Below are 16,365 nucleotides of genomic sequence, written 5' to 3'. Positions count from 1 at the left end.
TGGTTACACCTCCACATCATACGGTTCATAATCTTTACGCAGTGGATGGCCAACCCAATCTTCTCCTAGCATAATCCGATGTAAATTCGGATGTCCGGTAAACTTAATTCCTAGTAAATCATAAGCTTCGCACTCAGGCCAGTTAGCTCCTGCCCAAATTGGCTGCAAGGACTCGATTGTTGGTTCATCGCGGTCAATCTTTACTTTTAACGCCACTGATTGGCGATTTTTGTATGAGAATAAGTGAACATAAACTTCCATATGTGTGACAAAATCTGTTCCATGCAGCTCAGAGAGATAATCGAACCCTAGGAGCTCATTATATTTCAAAAATTGAGCTACCTTGAAATATGTATCTTTCTTTGCAACAAGTGTTGGAACATCTTTCGATAATTTATTAATATAAGAATCTTCTAAAACATCTGGACCCAAATTTTCCTCGATAACCTTTCTATACTTGTCTAAGAAAGGCTGATTTGGTGATGGTTGATCGGCCGTATCGGCTGGCGATACGTCGCCACCTTTTGCTGCGCCTGCTGCTTTTGCCTTCGCTGCTGCTGCCGCTTTCGCTTTGGCAACTGCTGCTGCTTTCGCTTTCGCTTTTTCATCATCGCCAGTCGCCGCAGTGTCTGCCTCACCGGCTCCAGTTGCCTTGGCTTTGGCCGCTGCTGCCGCCTTTGCTTTCACTGCGGCCGCTGCTTTTGCCTTCGCCGCCGCTGCCGCTTTCGCCTTAGCGTCATCTCCTGCAGATTCTTCCGCTGATGCACCTTCACCTGCAAGCTCCATTGCTTTACGCTTCGCCGCTGCCGCTGCTTTCGCTTTTGCTACCGCAGCAGCCTTTTTCTTCGCAAGGTCATCACCGTTATCGCTGGTTTCAGCTTCAGCCGCTGGTGTTTCTTCTGCAGGAGCTGATTCTCCCGCTAGCTCCATCGCTTTGCGTTTCGCTGCCGCCGCCGCTTTTGCCTTCGCTACTGCCGCTGCTTTTTTCTTCGCAAGGTCGTCACCGGCATCGCTGGTTTCAGCTTCTGCTGCTGGGGTTTCTTCTGCCGGCGTATTGCCTGCCGCTAACTCCATCGCCTTCCGCTTCGCCGCTGCTGCCGCTTTTGCCTTTGCTACTGCTGCAGCTTTCTGTTTTGCAAGATCGGCCCCATCCTCTGGCGCTTCAGTTGCTGCTGTAGTTCCTTCCACTGCTTCAACAGGAACAGGAGCTTCTTCCTCCACAATACCTTCACGCTTTTTCTTTGCCAGTGCTGCCGCCTTTGCCTTCGCTGCTGCAGCTGCCTTTTTCTTCGCAAGGTCTGCACCATCTTCTGCTGGTGTTCCAGCTGGCTGTTCTTGTTGGGCTGGCAACTCAACCTGACTAAGCGTTTGTTCAGAAGGTTTGTCCTCCTGTTTCTGTGCACCTTGAGATTCTCCTGCTGCCTTTGCCTGACGCTTCGCTAACGCTGCCGCCTTCGCTTTCTCAGCCGCTTCTCTTTTTAATTGATCGAGATCCTTCTCCCCGCTCATCGGTTAGATCACCTTCTTCCCAGTCTTCGCCTCATAGCGAATCTTTTCCTTTAATTTATTAATTCCATAAATTAATGCGGCCGGGTTTGGTGGGCATCCAGGGATATAAACATCAACAGGGACGATTTGATCGACACCCTTAACAACAGAATAAGACTTCACATACGGACCTCCTGCAGTTGCGCAAGACCCCATCGCAATAACCCATTTCGGCTCTGGCATTTGATCATACAAACGGCGGACAATCGGCGCCATCTTCTTCGTAACCGTACCAGATACAATCATACAATCCGATTGCCTTGGTGATGTCCGGAAGATCGTTCCAAATCGGTCAAGGTCATAGTTAGCTCCGCCCGTACCCATCATTTCAATCGCACAACAAGCCAGACCAAATGTCATCGGCCACAATGAATTACTGCGTGCCCATGCTTTAATTTGCTCTAGCGTCGCAAAAAACACATTTCTTTCTAATTCTTTCATTTCCTGTGGTGAAAGGTCATCTAGTTTTAAGTCCATCGTAGCACCTTCTTCTTCCAAGCGTAGATTAAGCCAATCAACAGCATAATTACGAAAATCAGCATCTCAATTAACGCAAAAACTCCCAGTTTATCATAGGCAACCGCCCATGGATATAAAAACACAGTCTCTACATCAAAAATAACAAACATAAGGGCAAAAATATAATAGCGGACATTGAACTGTACACGGGAATCGTGAAATGGATCAATACCGCTTTCATATGTGGTATACTTCTCGACACTCGGCTTATGAGGACGCAAAAGTTTACCTAAATATAACGCCACCAACGGCAGCAGCACCCCAAGACAGAGGAACACAAAAACTATCAGATAATTATTCTGATATAAATTCAAAAGTTCCATGTCCATCCCCTCCAATGTTGTAAATTTTCATAACAATGAAATTTGTAACCGATAACATTATAGCACTGTTACAACTTTGTGTCGACAACACCACCCCATTAAAATTGGAAATTCTATCGCCGCAAAATTTCACATTACAAGCTTTTGAGAGCTCGCTCTCAGAAACGCCTTGGAATGTGAAATTTTGCAAGCGGACTCGGATAGCGGAAGCATAATCTGCGTTAGCACATGGCGATAGAATTTCCAATTTTGTCCGCAGCCTGGTTTGTCGATACAAGGGGCCCACCACCCTTGAGCGTTTGCGTGATCTCGCAGAAAAGGCTCCCTGAAATCACTTCAGAGATGACGCAAGAGCCAAATTATTCCTTATAACGACATTTAACAACAAAAATCCTATTATTGTCAGTGAGAATTGTCATAAAAAGTACATCAAATCGTACCCTTTCGTACAAACACATCGATTTACACCAAGCAAAAAACTCATTATCTAAATAACAACATCGTACAACCCATCAACACTATCATATTCACAATAAACCAAATCATTCAAAACTTTCTATTAAAAAGGAATAAATATAATCAACATCCTACTAAACTCCTATAAAAAGCCAGTCGTAAGACTGGCACTCGTCATTTTCCTTCCCCCAAAAAAGGTTCATATTCCTACTTTTCCGGTTCAGATCCCCTCATAATTTCCTCCTCCTCATCCCCTACCTGCACAATCCCCTCCTCTACCTGCCAATTTGGTTCTCTTACCTGCTCGCCAACTCAAAAAATACTAAGATTTGAATCACGAAGTATTTGTATAAAAACAACAAAGACCCATGCAACAAGCCAAAGGTCTTTGTTTTACATTATTTCGTTAAATCAAGATCACTGTCCATATCGACGTCAATATAGAAGTTTACTTTATTAGCAAGGAGGTAGTACACGGAGTAATGTACCGGTCTTTCATGATCATCCTTTATTACTTTCTTAACCTGAATAACGGTTTCCATTCGAGAGACTTGAAGAAGCTTGCTTAAATCTTGAGGAGGAAGAATAAACTCCATTTCCTTCCGCGCTTTGCCGAACTTTATTCCGTAATCATCATGTATAACTTTAAAGGTTGAAACATTATCCTTTATTTTTTCAGAAATGCCAGGGTAGATATCACATGGTAAATAGGCAAAGTCAACACTAAAGATATTGTTTCCATCCTTTATTAGTCGCACAAGCTTCACCACCTCAAATGGCTCATTACGTTCAAAATACTGCATAAGCTCATTGTCAGCGGTTTCAATTTGATTGACCAAAATTTCTTTTGAGAAATTGCCATCCCCTGCCGCTACTGACAATTCCGAAAAGCCTTGCAAATTAAGAATATGGATTTTTTGTTTCACGTTTTTGACAAAGGTCCCTTTTCCATGAATGATTTCAATGACCCCTTCACTTGCAAGTTCCTTCAACGCTCGCCTAATGGTAATTCTGCTTGTGTCGAAGGCTTCACATAATTCCTTCTCATTCGGCAGTCTTTGGCCGGAAACTATTTTTCCCGTATTAATCATTTCCATAATGCCATGCTTTACCTGATCATACAAAAACACTGGGCTCTCTGTTTCAACCGATTTTTCCTTATTCATAAGTTACCTCTTCTGTAATTTTCAAATTTTTAGTAATTATAGTAATTATAATAAGAAAACGACTCCAAAACTAGTTCTCAAAGAAAAATAATAGCCTTTACCTGATGGCGTAAGGCTATAACATTTATGCTATTCCAAATCCTTCGGGTAGCCGAACCCGCCATAAAACCCACAAGTAATGCTAGCTCGTTCAGCGGCAAAGACTAAGGCTTCCTTCATGTCTTTCTGCTTGTATATCGCTGTTAAAAACCCAGCGATAAAACTATCACCTGCTCCCATTGTATCAACGATTTCGGTTTCAAACACTTCTTGACTATACCTTTTTCCCCTGTGGAGAAAAATAGCAGGCTTGGAACCTCTAGTAATACCGATTGTTTCCAAATCATATTTCCCTAGCTTCTCTACTAAATTCTCAAGCTCCTCATCACTTAAATGAGCTCCTGAGAAAAACCCATGTTTGATATAAGGACAAACTTTTTCAAGCTGGGCGGCATTATATTTATCCGAGAAATCGTAGGATACGTTAATATGCTGCGCCAAGCCCGGAAGTTCTTCTTCCATTGAACTATAGCAGCTAGTATGAGCAACATCAAACTCTTTAATATATTCATAGTCCTCAGGGGTAAGTCTTAATTTCAAAATATGTTGAACCGTATTCTTTGGTCCGCCCACAAATACACGATCGCCATCCTCGGTAAGATTTACGCGGGGTTGTCCACTGATTCCTTCTGCCATACGTGAGCGGTGATAAGGAATACCTTCCAGCTCAAGTACGTTTTTCAAATGGTCTGCTTTATCGTCCGTGGCAAAAATCCCAATATAACTGACATCTTCCGCTCCTGAACGCTTACAATTTACAGCGACATTGACACAGTTACCGCCAGGATAATACTTCCCCTGATCCAAGTAACAATCTACCACATTATCTCCAATTGCAATAATCTTCACACGTGCTCACCCTTTCTTTAACCTTTTACAGAACCTTCAGATAGTCCTTGAACTAGATACTTTTGCAAGAAGATTAACAGCGCAATCATTGGAAGCGAAGCGAGTACCATCCCCGCAAGGAGTACGCCCCAATCTGTCCGTAAAGCATCCCTAAAGTTCATTAATCCTGATGGAATTGTTTTCAATGTTTCCGAATCAATAAAGACTGTAGCAAATAAGAACTCATTCCATGCAAAGAATGCAGTTAGTACGATCGTTGTCAACAAAATTGGCACGGACATCGGCAAATAGATTCTTCGATAGATACCGAATTCCGTACATCCATCAATAATGGCTGACTCTTCCAGTTCTTTTGGAATACTTAAAAAATACCCTCTCAAAAGCAAAATCGTTAATGGCAATCGATAAGCGATATACGTTAAAATTAACGCCCAATGGGTATTGATTAAATCTAGATTCGTAAGGATATTAAACAATGGAATTAAGGCAACCTGTGGATTCATCATCATTCCGCCGATGGTAAAAATCAGCGCAATGTCAATCCATCTTGTCTTATATCTGGCCAGTACAAATGCCGCCATCGAGCCAATAATCAGAACCGCAATAATGGTTACACTTGTCACGAAAAAACTATTCATAAAATAGCCGGATATACCTTTTGACCAGGCAAGTGAGTAGTTTTCAACAATCCAAGTACTTGGTAAGCCCCAGACATCATTGAAGATCTCATTATAGCTCTTCATCGAAGAGATAACCATCCAAAGAAGCGGATAAAGGATGACGATTGCAAAAGCGGCCAACATTAACATGGTGACAAATTGGCCGATACTAAATTTCCGTAGTTTCCGAGATGGTTTTATTACCTGCTCCACAGATGGTTTTATTACCTGCTCCATGTTAATCATCCTTTCCCGTCCGAGACAATTTAATTTGTATTAGCGCCAGCACCGCTGTCAAAAGAAAGATAATAATCGCCAGTGTGGAAGCATAGCCCATGTTATCTTTCACAAATCCAGTCTGATACATATGTACAGACATAACCGTTGAACTAAAGCCTGGTCCGCCATTCGTCAAAATATAAGGTTCGTTAAAAACGAGCATAGATCCAGTGATCGTAATTAACGTGTTTACAAATATAGCTTCTCTTACTTGTGGTACTGTAATGCTAAAAAACTTTCTTATTTTTCCAGCTCCATCTATATCAGCAGCTTCGTAAAGCTCTTTCGGAATTTTCTGAATCGCAACGATAAACAAAAGGGTAACAAACCCAATACTATGCCATTGTGACATTGCAATGACGGAATAAATGGCTGTCTCAGGATTGCCTAGCCATACCTCTTTCAGGTTTTCCAAACCAATTAATTCAAGGAAACTGTTTAAAAGTCCCATTTGCGGGTTGTAAACAAACCCAAATAGTAAAGCAACAACAGAAATGGAAATCATAACTGGCATGAAGTAAACGACCCTAAGGAAAGGGGCTACTCTGTGAAATAATTTATCTTCCAAAATATAAGCTAACACTAAAGCAATTCCGACCTGTAAGATCACAGAAATGATTGCGTACTTAACGTTATTGAGAAGTGCAACACTTACTACCTTATCGGCTAATAGGTTTTTAAAATTTTCCAAACCAACAAAAGTTTTGGTTTGAGAGAATACAGAAAAATCAAAGAAGCTATTGTAAAAGTTTTGTATAAGCGGAATATAGACAAATACGAGCAGCAAGGCGATGCTCGGCAATAAGAATAGTACAGGGATAATATTAAATTTCCTTCTTTGCATTGACCCCACCCCTAATATTTTTGACTCGTTTGTTAGATTTTCCCCAAGATTCTGGGAACACTGTCCTCGAACCTTGGGGAAGGGGAATTCATTCTACTTTTTCAAACGTTTTGCTTCAGCTTGAACTTCCTTCATAATGTCTCCAGGAGTCGTTTGCTCATTTGCTAATGTCTGTCCGCCTCTCATGAAGATATCGGCAATATTGATATTAACAGCATTATCAAACCATGGTGTAGTTGCAGAAGCATTTGTTACGAGCTCATACGCTTCTAATCTGGCAGGAGAAGTATTGCCTTCATCAACAGCACCCTGTACGGCATTCAATTGTCCATCTGTTTTTGTGAAATCGTAAGCTGTTTCTTCAGATGTTAAGAACTTCAAGAAATCAACTGCTTCTTTTGGTGCATTTTTACTTAACATCCATCCTTCAGGTGCACCAGTAAGTGCCTTAGAATCACCTTTACCGCCCTCAATTTCAGGGAAGTCAAAGAAACCGAAGTCTTTCATACCTTGATCTTCTACCATTTTAACTTCAGCAAACTGCATGTAAACAATTGGTGCTTCACCACTAGCGAACATATTTCTTGCAGCCTCGTGGTCAATTGCAGTTGATAGATCTCCCATGTAATCAGTAAGTTCCTTGAAGATTTCTAATCCTTTAATATAACCTGGATCTGTAAACTCACCTGTTTCGACGTTATAATCTTTTGCTGTTACAGCAGGATCAACAACCCTTTGGAAAATAGTTCCCATGTAATGCGAAATCGCCCATGCATTGGTTAAACCTTCTACTAACGGCGTTTCATAGCCAGCATCCTGTAACTTATCTAGAACTGCGATAAATTCTTTATAGGTTTTAGGAACTTCAAGATTATTTTTCTTAAAGGCTTCCTTATTATAGAAGAATGCCTTTCCGTCAACCGTAAATGGTACTCCATACTTCTTTTCATCAAATGTAAAACCTGCAAATTGAGACTCAATTACCTTTCCTGCCCACTCAGAATCCTCTGCTAAAATATTATCTAGCTCCATAATACGACCAGATGATACAAGGTTTTCAGCAAATGAGTCAGACCAAGATGAGAAAATATCTGGAAGATCGTCGTTAGAAACGAGTACTCTAATTTTCTCTTTGTAAGAGTCGTTTAAAACAGAATTGACATTAATTTTAACCCCTGGATTAGCCTCTTCAAATTCTTTAATTTTCTGATCATAGAAAGATTTCCGTGGTTCATTCGGCCATCTATGGAAGAAATTGATTTCTACTACATCTTTATCAGAAGATTTTTTTTCTTCGTTTCCTGCTGAGGAGGAACAAGCTGTTAACGCTAATAAAAGAACTGTCATGAAAATGGCTAAAAATCTTTTCATTTTTTCACTCCCTTTAAAATATTCTGATTATAAATTTTAAAATAATGAAATGGAGTGAGTTCAATTAAGTGTCCTAGTCAACAACGTAGATTAGATTAACCTTCAACTGAACCTTGTCCACTTGTAAAACGTGTCCCGTAAGTATATTAGAAAATCTTTCTTATAATCTATCATGTTGAACCCGAGTTGTTAAGTGACTAATGTTGGTAGATTAATATTCCATTTTCCACATATAGCGTCTTACTGAAAGCGGATGACCTGTATGCTCTGCCAATCCATCTGCATATTGACGTAATACAACACCTGCAAGAGCTGGACCGAAGTATTCTTTAAGATCTTCATCAATACCTGTGTAATCCAATTCCGCTACATCGACAACCTCAACTTTTTTACTGAATTTTTGTGCAAAGTTAATCGCTCTTTCATCTAATGGACGAGTAGCGCCTTCTCCTTTGATAATTAGGAATGGAACATCAAAGTCAGTTGCTTCAAATGGTCCGTGGAAGTATTCGCCAGTATGAATCGCATTAGAGTGGATCCATAACATTTCCATTAACAAGCAGCTTGTAAACGAATATGCCTGGTGATAGTAAGCACCGCTACCCATTGTATAAATCAGTTTATCGCGCTTGTATTCGCTTCCAAATTGGAATGCACGGTCATAACTTAATTTTCTGTTTGATTCAAAAAGAGTTTCTAAATTATTTAATTGTTTTAATACTCTTTCGTATTTTTCATTTGGTGAAACCGCATTCAAAATACCGAAAATTAAGCTGTAATATACACCAGTTTCTCCGTCAATCGCATCTGAGCCATCCTTATAGTTGTAATGAACTGTATACTCGGCTTCTTGACAAAGTGGAGAATCAACCTCCATGGAAATCGCAATCGTAACTGCTCCTTTTTCTCTTGCAAATTTAGCAGCAGCAACTGTTTCTGGTGTAGTTCCTGAATGTGAACGAAGGATAACAACGCTTCCTTCACCAAGTCCTGGTGGGTTCACATGAACAAATTCATTAGAAGTATAAACTCTGCTTGGAATCTCAATTTCTCTGTTTAAGAAATAATCCCCAGTAGCAAGGGATGCCATCGAACCTCCACAAGCTACAAAATAAACATTCTTCACTTCTGTTGCTTTAACTGCATTGATAGCAGCAGCAATTTGGTTAACATGTTCAGTTTTCATTTACTTTACCCCCTAATGTTATATGACATCATATGATGTCTTAATTAGAGTATAAACTGACTTGTCCCGCAAGTCAAACACTTTTAAAGATTCTGTTAATTACTTTTTTCCGACAAAGTCTGACAAAACCACAAAAAAACCCTTATTTTAATAAGGGGCTACTCCAATACCTCTATCACTTTTTCTAAATCTTCGATAATTTTATATGCCTTTTCCTTCATTTCCTCCGTAGGCTCAATTAGATCAGGTACCAATATACAACGAATTTCTGCCGCGCAAGCTGCCTTCAACCCATTCAATGAGTCCTCTAACACTAAAGCAGACTCCACCGGTTCCCCAGCGATTTTACACGCCTCTAAAAAGATATCCGGATGAGGCTTACCCTTTTTCACTTCATTCCCACTAATATAAAAATCAAAGCGATCCTCAAGGCCTGTCAGCTTCAAGTATGAAGCAATCGTTTCCCGTGCACTGGAGGAAGCAATGCATTTTTTCATTCCCCGCTGATCAAGCGCATCTAGTAGTTTTATGGCTCCCCGCTTTATACCAACGCCATCGTTCGCTAAAATCTCCTTAAACCGCTTCCGATAATCGATAATGATTTCTTCATACGGAAGTTTACCGCCATACATTTGCTGCATTACTTCCATTGACTTACCATGCGCCAACCCGATTAACTGTTTATAGTTCTCAATCGTAAACGTAAAACCTCGTCTTTCAACCGCTTCCTTTAATGCTTGAAACGACGGCCATTCCGTATCAAACAACAATCCATCCATATCAAAAATTACTAACTTCACCTTATATCCCTCCTACTTTTTCCAATTATATTAAATATAACATCATAATACGTTATATGTCATTAATCGAACTTAATCAAAACAAATACCAGAAAAAGTAAAAACCCCTACCAGTCCGTCGACCAGCAGGGGGTTAATTGATAAAACATCACCTAAATAAACGACCGTACCACCATCAAAATACTTAATGCCAATCCGATTAAAGCAAGAAATGAAAACACCACTAATTCCTTCATTTCCCCTTTTCGTACTAACTGTGGAATTTCCCATGCAAAAATTACTGCAAAGATGAGAATTATCATTAAAAACTTGAGCATTTTTCATTCCTCTTTGTCATTTAATTAAACCAATTCTTCTTACAAAGGCTTTAGAATGGATGGCAACCTTTGTTTGGGCAAATTCGTTCTCCCAGTTCTCTTTATAATGAGTATTCCATTCCTTCGGATATTTCTTGTAGACCGATTGACCAAAGCCAAAAATGTCTGACTCATACTCTTTTTGCGCCTTTTCTACAATCATTTCAATCCTTTTGCTGATTTTCTCCTCAGCATATGTTTGAATCTCCTCGATTACCTTTGTATCAAAGAGGTTTAACTTCGAGTCATTTTCGATTACGCTCAATTCTGTAACCACATCCACGTCCAGTTTTAATTCCCCTCGTTTGAGTATGGGAACAATATTCGTTTCTCCTCTTACGATTTCCATACTAATGTTTCCCCCGCCTTTTTCCTCAGGGATATTGACCGTAATAACACCCGTTTTGATTTCATTACGAAGCCATAACAGGCCTCGCGTTTCAACCTCATCCATCCAGCCTACTAGCTTGTCCCCTTTAAACACAGCGATTCCATTTACAGCCTGCGCTTCACCTGATTTATTCTTTGTATTCACTTCTAAGGGCTTTAAGGTAAACTGTGAAGCAAATGGTTCTATCCCCTCTGTCAGAAGCATATTCAGAAAATCCCTGACATAAATTTTAAACCCTACACTCATTTTGGCGAGCTCTCTCATTTCCTCTGCCGAAACACCTTCAAATTTTGGCATACTATTGATGATTTTAGAGGCTTTACCCTTTGTGAACATAATAAAGCTATTAATTCGAGGCTCAGCGTACCTTGTATGGAAGTCGACAATATGAAAAACTCCCTTTTTAGCTAAATCCTCACCAATCAAAAGGACACGGCTTTGGGAAAAAAAGATTCGTCTTGACAACTTTCCTTGAATATTTCGGTATGCCTCCGATACCGATGCACCCGTTTCTGAAATGACAATGGTGCTTTTCCCGCCGCTTTCGCCTGTACCTCCCGTTACTAACTTTGAGGGAACGGCCACTTGAAGTGTTAAGCGGAGTTGATCCTCCTCGACAAGGTCAAGACCAATGGCTGTCACAATAGCAATATCGTTAATTTCAACCCGGTTCCAACAACCCGCCAGCAAAATCAGTGTTATTCCCCAAATTAAAAGCATTCTCATCACTTTCATTAAGACCATCCTGTCCAGTTAAAAAACGATTAATATTTAGGTTTCCGGGAGCTTAACCGTTTCAAATTCCTTTTTCCTGTTTCATGTGGGCGTTCATTTATTTTCCACCATGGAGCCCGAATAAATATATCTTTAAGATTATTAAAATGAAAGGGAGCGATTGGAGCCATATAGGGAACACCAAACGACCGAAGTTTGACGAGATGAACCGATATAAAGAAAATTCCAAGCAGAATGCCATAAAAACCCAGCGTCGCCGCTAAGAAAATCATAAAAAAGCGAAGGAGGCGAATCGCTCCTGTTAGGGGGTAACTCGGAAACATAAACGACGCAATCCCTGTCGTTGCGACCACAATGACCAATGGAGCAGAAACAATTCCAGCCTCAACCGCTGCCTGCCCTACCACCAATGCACCGACAATACTGACCGTTGACCCGATTGGTCTCGGCAACCTCAGCCCCGCTTCACGCAATGCCTCAAAGGTTATTTCCATTAACAATGCTTCAACCACCGCTGGAAACGGCACTTTTTCCCTTGAAGCCGCGACACTAAATATCAGATTGGTTGGCAGTAATTCATGATGGAAGGTGGTCACCGCAATATAAATGGAAGGAAACAATAAAGCCACAGCTAAAAATAAATAGCGGATAAATCGAATAAACGAAGTTATGATAAACCTTCCATAATAGTCCTCAGGTGAATTCATCATTTCAAAAAAAGTGACCGGAACAATAAGGGCAAATGGGCTGTTGGCCACCAAAATCCCGACTTTCCCTTCGAGAAGATTACCAACCACTCGATCCGGCCGTTCCGTCTGCAGCACCTGGGGAAACAAAGAGAACGGCTGATCCTCGATAAATTCGACAATGTAGCCGCTATCCTCAATGGCGTCAATCTCAATTCGATTTAATCGGCTCCGAACTTCCTCTACAATCGAATGCTGGGCAATATCCTCAAGATAGGTAATCATCACTTCCGTTTGTGAAAGGCTTCCGAGCTTCATATATTCAAACTTGAGTTTCGTTGTTTTTAACCGTCTTCGAATCATACTTCCATTCGTTCGGATATTTTCGGTAAAACCTTCTCTTGGACCTAAAACGACCGCTTCAGACACTGGTTCTTCAACCGAGCGCTGCTCCCACGACTGCTCGCTAATAAAAAGTGCACTTTTCGAGCCATTCATGAGTAAAATTGTTCCGCCTGCTAAAATTTGATCAATCACTTCTTGGAAGGTTGTCCCATGCTTTACTTGGGCTGAACTAAGAATCCCTTTCATATCATCTATGGTTATTTCCGCACGCCTCGGTAATTTCTCGTTAGCCTTTACTAATGGATGAATAACATGTAATTCCATTCTTTCTACATTAACTAAACCATTTAAGTACAAGATGAGCGCCGAGTAAGCAGCGTTGATCTCAATCTCCCGATAAGCAAAATCTGCGGCCCCTTCAAAAAGCTGTTTAATCTGCTGAAAATCTTCCTCCAGATTACCTGTTAACCCCTCGTTGTTACCTTGCTCTTGAACACTCTGCTCCTTCATATAAGGTTTATTTTTAGCACTTAATCTTTTCATCTGTCGAAAAATTTTCAATGCCAGCACCACCTAATCATAAATAAACCTATCGTTGACCCCATTTTTTTCGGATAAAAGCAATGCACAGGAATAGGATTGGCAGGATAATTTGTAAAAGGGTATGTACATAGGTAACATAATATTTAAATCCAATTTCGATATGTTCAACGAAACTGGATGCGGTTACTAGTGATAACGGGGGAATGATGGAACCAAGTCCAAGGCAGACCGACCGAGTCTGTTTTAACCTCAGTAATTGAGAAATTCCAACAGCCGCCGCAAAAGTAAACGCCCCTACCTTAAAAAACACTCCCGCTACCATCATTAGAATGACAAGTGCGTCAAAACGCTCGAGAAAATCTGCAACCGATACCATTTGCGTAGCGGATAGAAGGGAAAAAATATCCCTGCTGTAAATTTCCGGTCCTAAAACGGATATCATCATAATCGAGTTAATAGTTAACAGAAGACCGCCTACCAAAATGATTGACATCCCTATCCTTCTTGTATGCTTGCTATTTCCTAGATAAGGAAATAACATCATAATCACAATGGTTTCTCCAAATGGAAAATTAATCGCAATAGGAATAGCTTCTTTCAACACTGGCATTATTCCATTTCCTAATATAGGAGTGAGATTTTTAATATCAAATTGATCTACGCTAAAGAGTAGAATCCAAATAAGAATAAGAGAAAAAATATAAATGGGAAAAACGATTTCCGCCATTCGGGCAAACGTTTCCACTCCACCCCGCAGGCAATAAATCATCAGCACCATAAAACTTGCAATGACAACAAAAATCGGAGTTTCAGATAGAATCGTTGTTACAATAAGATCGCCTAATTCCCTGCTTGCTCTAGCAGCAGAATAAGTAAAATGTAAAATATAAAGCAAAATGACCGGATAGGAAAGAAACTTCCCGATAATCTTAGGCAGCATTTCAACCAGTGAATCGCCTGGATAATAGGCCGCTAATTGGGTAAAAACAGCCATTAAGATTAAGCTGCCTGACATACCAATTAATATAAAAATCCATGCATCCTGCTTGGAATTTAAGCCTAACCCTAAAATAATTGCTGTCCCTAATACATAACCAGCCATTAAATAAAAAAGTTGCAGTCCACTTATTTTTTCGGTATTCATCCCTATTCACCTTCAAGCAGGCTGGCCTATATTTTGGTAAAAACCTTCCAACACTTACTATTTTCCATTTAGCAGCAAGTTATGCATACGACAAAAAACCCCCGCCAGTCCGTGAACCAGCAGGGGTTTAATTCAAAACTATTATTGTTTTCCGGTAACCGTAAGACGGTTGATGGCACGCTGCAGGGCTAGTTCAGCACGACGGAAGTCGATGTCTTCTGCTTTCTGATCTCGCATACGCTGCTCGGCACGTTCTTTTGCTCGTAGTGCACGTTCCACGTCGATATTCTCTGCCTTTTCAGCGGCTTGAGCTAGGATCGTTACTTTTTCAGGACGAACTTCAAGGAAGCCGCCACTCACAGCAACAAGATCCGGTTCTTTGCCTCCTGCCTTCTTGAGGCGTACAACCCCAATTGCAAGCGGAGCAACCATAGGAATATGTCCAGGTAAAATACCTAGTTCACCACTTTGAGCCTTGGTACTGACCATTTCCACGTCTGACTCATACACCGGGCCATCGGGAGTAACAACACTGACTTTAATCGTCTTCATTTTTTACCCTCCTGGTCGGTATTAGGCCTCTACACCCATACGTTTTGCATTTTCCACTACGTCCTCAATACGGCCGACTAAGCGGAATGCATCTTCTGGAAGGTGGTCATACTTACCTTCAAGGACTTCTTTGAAACCACGAACTGTTTCTTTAACAGGTACATAAGATCCCGGCTGTCCAGTGAACTGTTCAGCAACGTGGAAGTTCTGTGATAAGAAGTTTTGGATACGACGTGCACGAAGTACCACTAACTTATCATCATCAGAAAGTTCATCCATACCTAGGATCGCAATGATATCCTGTAATTCACGGTAACGTTGTAATGTTGATTGTACTTGACGAGCAACATTGTAGTGCTCTTCACCAACGATTTCAGGTGACAATGCACGAGAAGTTGATGCAAGTGGATCCACCGCAGGGTAGATACCCATCTCAGAAAGCTTACGCTCAAGGTTTGTTGTCGCATCTAAGTGAGCGAATGTTGTAGCAGGAGCCGGATCCGTATAGTCATCGGCAGGTACATAAATCGCTTGAATGGATGTAACAGAACCTTTATTTGTAGAAGTAATACGTTCTTGTAATTTACCCATCTCAGTAGCAAGCGTTGGCTGGTAACCTACGGCAGAAGGCATACGGCCGAGTAACGCAGAAACCTCAGAACCTGCTTGCGTGAAACGGAAGATGTTATCCATGAAGAAAAGAACGTCCTGTCCTTGCTCATCACGGAAATATTCAGCCATTGTCAAACCAGTCAGTGCAACACGCATACGTGCTCCTGGCGGCTCGTTCATTTGTCCGAATACCATCGCGGTTTGCTTGATAACGCCTGAATCAGTCATTTCATGATAAAGGTCATTACCTTCACGGGTACGCTCACCAACACCAGCGAATACCGAAATACCGCTGTGCTCTTGAGCGATGTTATTAATTAATTCCTGGATTAATACGGTTTTACCTACACCGGCACCACCGAATAGACCGATCTTACCACCCTTAATATAAGGAGCAAGTAAGTCTACTACTTTAATACCAGTTTCAAGAATTTCTACTTCAGTAGAAAGGTTTTCAAACGTTGGTGCTTCACGGTGAATGGAATCACGACGAGCACTTGCTGGAATTTCCTCTTTAAGGTCAATTGCTTCACCTAGTACGTTAAATACACGGCCAAGTGTTGGCTCACCTACTGGTACGGAAATTGGAGCACCTGTATCGGTAACTTCCATTCCACGCATTACACCATCAGTGGATGCCATCGCAATTGTACGAACTGTATCATCACCTAAATGAAGGGCTACTTCAAGAGTTAAGTGGATATCAACTTCAGATTGACTTTGCGCTTTGTATTCAATGCGCAAAGCATTATGAATCTCAGGTAAATGGCCATTTTCAAACTTAACGTCAATAACTGGCCCCAAAATCTGAAGAACGCTTCCTTTGTTCATCATTTTCCCTCCTATCTTACTTTGTCACAAAACCCCTTTTGAAAAAGGAACGATGTGAAGTTCACTTTGCT

At 40.9% G+C, this 16,365-nt stretch carries 16 protein-coding genes; all 16 read right to left on the bottom strand.

What is annotated here, in order from left to right; translation table 11 throughout:
- Positions 1 to 3: 3 nt before the first annotated feature.
- Positions 4 to 1,509: an NADH-quinone oxidoreductase subunit C gene (locus QFZ31_RS21750; protein ID WP_307306786.1), complete on the bottom strand. Its 1,506-nt coding sequence runs from the start codon at positions 1,507 to 1,509 to the stop codon at positions 4 to 6.
- A 3-nt stretch (positions 1,510 to 1,512) separates the two neighbouring features.
- The gene (locus tag QFZ31_RS21745) at positions 1,513 to 2,025 is read right to left on the bottom strand and encodes a NuoB/complex I 20 kDa subunit family protein (protein WP_063254614.1); all 513 of its coding nucleotides are present in this window, start codon (positions 2,023 to 2,025) and stop codon (positions 1,513 to 1,515) included.
- Entirely contained in the window at positions 2,016 to 2,390 is a 375-nt protein-coding gene (locus QFZ31_RS21740; RefSeq protein WP_179599056.1) for an NADH-quinone oxidoreductase subunit A, read from the bottom strand. The genes QFZ31_RS21745 and QFZ31_RS21740 overlap by 10 nt, the downstream gene beginning before the upstream one ends.
- 854 nt (positions 2,391 to 3,244) lie before the next feature.
- Positions 3,245 to 4,012 (bottom strand): GntR family transcriptional regulator, encoded by a 768-nt coding sequence (locus QFZ31_RS21735; RefSeq protein WP_307306784.1) that lies wholly within the window; start codon positions 4,010 to 4,012, stop codon positions 3,245 to 3,247.
- A gap of 129 nt (positions 4,013 to 4,141) precedes the next feature.
- The gene (locus QFZ31_RS21730) at positions 4,142 to 4,960 is read right to left on the bottom strand and encodes a PfkB family carbohydrate kinase (protein ID WP_307306781.1); all 819 of its coding nucleotides are present in this window, start codon (positions 4,958 to 4,960) and stop codon (positions 4,142 to 4,144) included.
- Between the two features lie 17 nt (positions 4,961 to 4,977).
- Positions 4,978 to 5,856 carry a carbohydrate ABC transporter permease gene (locus QFZ31_RS21725; protein ID WP_307306778.1) on the bottom strand — a complete coding sequence of 293 codons (879 nt, stop codon included), beginning with the start codon at positions 5,854 to 5,856 and terminating at the stop codon, positions 4,978 to 4,980.
- Position 5,857: 1 nt separating this feature from the next.
- Positions 5,858 to 6,742 (bottom strand): carbohydrate ABC transporter permease, encoded by an 885-nt coding sequence (locus QFZ31_RS21720; protein ID WP_307306775.1) that lies wholly within the window; start codon positions 6,740 to 6,742, stop codon positions 5,858 to 5,860.
- A 93-nt stretch (positions 6,743 to 6,835) separates the two neighbouring features.
- Entirely contained in the window at positions 6,836 to 8,113 is a 1,278-nt protein-coding gene (locus tag QFZ31_RS21715) for an ABC transporter substrate-binding protein (RefSeq protein WP_307306772.1), read from the bottom strand.
- A 211-nt stretch (positions 8,114 to 8,324) separates the two neighbouring features.
- Positions 8,325 to 9,299 (bottom strand): SIS domain-containing protein, encoded by a 975-nt coding sequence (locus QFZ31_RS21710; protein ID WP_307306769.1) that lies wholly within the window; start codon positions 9,297 to 9,299, stop codon positions 8,325 to 8,327.
- A 158-nt stretch (positions 9,300 to 9,457) separates the two neighbouring features.
- On the bottom strand, positions 9,458 to 10,099 hold the full coding sequence (locus QFZ31_RS21705) for an HAD family hydrolase (protein ID WP_307306767.1): 642 nt from the start codon (positions 10,097 to 10,099) through the stop codon (positions 9,458 to 9,460).
- A 152-nt stretch (positions 10,100 to 10,251) separates the two neighbouring features.
- Complete coding sequence (locus QFZ31_RS21700; protein ID WP_179598656.1) at positions 10,252 to 10,416, bottom strand: hypothetical protein; 165 nt, start codon at positions 10,414 to 10,416, stop codon at positions 10,252 to 10,254.
- A 16-nt stretch (positions 10,417 to 10,432) separates the two neighbouring features.
- Positions 10,433 to 11,581, bottom strand: a complete 1,149-nt coding sequence (locus QFZ31_RS21695) for a Ger(x)C family spore germination protein (RefSeq protein ID WP_307306765.1) — start codon at positions 11,579 to 11,581, stop codon at positions 10,433 to 10,435.
- A gap of 29 nt (positions 11,582 to 11,610) precedes the next feature.
- Positions 11,611 to 13,173 carry a spore germination protein gene (locus tag QFZ31_RS21690; protein ID WP_307306762.1) on the bottom strand — a complete coding sequence of 521 codons (1,563 nt, stop codon included), beginning with the start codon at positions 13,171 to 13,173 and terminating at the stop codon, positions 11,611 to 11,613.
- A 28-nt stretch (positions 13,174 to 13,201) separates the two neighbouring features.
- A complete protein-coding gene (locus QFZ31_RS21685; protein ID WP_307306760.1) occupies positions 13,202 to 14,299 on the bottom strand; it encodes a GerAB/ArcD/ProY family transporter in 1,098 nt (365 codons plus the stop codon).
- A gap of 141 nt (positions 14,300 to 14,440) precedes the next feature.
- Positions 14,441 to 14,851, bottom strand: a complete 411-nt coding sequence (locus tag QFZ31_RS21680) for a F0F1 ATP synthase subunit epsilon (RefSeq protein ID WP_307306759.1) — start codon at positions 14,849 to 14,851, stop codon at positions 14,441 to 14,443.
- Between the two features lie 21 nt (positions 14,852 to 14,872).
- A complete protein-coding gene (atpD, locus tag QFZ31_RS21675; protein WP_179598667.1) occupies positions 14,873 to 16,294 on the bottom strand; it encodes a F0F1 ATP synthase subunit beta in 1,422 nt (473 codons plus the stop codon).
- Between the last annotated feature and the right edge of the window lie 71 nt (positions 16,295 to 16,365).

Origin of the sequence: Neobacillus niacini (assembly GCF_030817595.1) — a bacterium.
GTDB classification, from domain to species: Bacteria; Bacillota; Bacilli; order Bacillales; family Cytobacillaceae; genus Neobacillus; species Neobacillus niacini_G.
This window is presented reverse-complemented; position numbering and strand designations above follow the sequence as displayed.

Coding starts and splice junctions, on each gene's coding strand:
- QFZ31_RS21680 (WP_307306759.1), bottom strand. CDS start 14,851: ATGAAGACGATTAAAGTCAGTGTTGTTACTCCCGATGGCCCGGTGTAT.
- QFZ31_RS21735 (WP_307306784.1), bottom strand. CDS start 4,012: ATGAATAAGGAAAAATCGGTTGAAACAGAGAGCCCAGTGTTTTTGTAT.
- QFZ31_RS21715 (WP_307306772.1), bottom strand. CDS start 8,113: ATGAAAAGATTTTTAGCCATTTTCATGACAGTTCTTTTATTAGCGTTA.
- QFZ31_RS21685 (WP_307306760.1), bottom strand. CDS start 14,299: ATGAATACCGAAAAAATAAGTGGACTGCAACTTTTTTATTTAATGGCT.
- QFZ31_RS21720 (WP_307306775.1), bottom strand. CDS start 6,742: ATGCAAAGAAGGAAATTTAATATTATCCCTGTACTATTCTTATTGCCG.
- QFZ31_RS21695 (WP_307306765.1), bottom strand. CDS start 11,581: ATGAAAGTGATGAGAATGCTTTTAATTTGGGGAATAACACTGATTTTG.
- QFZ31_RS21710 (WP_307306769.1), bottom strand. CDS start 9,299: ATGAAAACTGAACATGTTAACCAAATTGCTGCTGCTATCAATGCAGTT.
- QFZ31_RS21745 (WP_063254614.1), bottom strand. CDS start 2,025: ATGGACTTAAAACTAGATGACCTTTCACCACAGGAAATGAAAGAATTA.
- atpD (WP_179598667.1), bottom strand. CDS start 16,294: ATGAACAAAGGAAGCGTTCTTCAGATTTTGGGGCCAGTTATTGACGTT.
- QFZ31_RS21740 (WP_179599056.1), bottom strand. CDS start 2,390: ATGGAACTTTTGAATTTATATCAGAATAATTATCTGATAGTTTTTGTG.
- QFZ31_RS21725 (WP_307306778.1), bottom strand. CDS start 5,856: ATGGAGCAGGTAATAAAACCATCTGTGGAGCAGGTAATAAAACCATCT.
- QFZ31_RS21700 (WP_179598656.1), bottom strand. CDS start 10,416: ATGCTCAAGTTTTTAATGATAATTCTCATCTTTGCAGTAATTTTTGCA.
- QFZ31_RS21750 (WP_307306786.1), bottom strand. CDS start 1,509: ATGAGCGGGGAGAAGGATCTCGATCAATTAAAAAGAGAAGCGGCTGAG.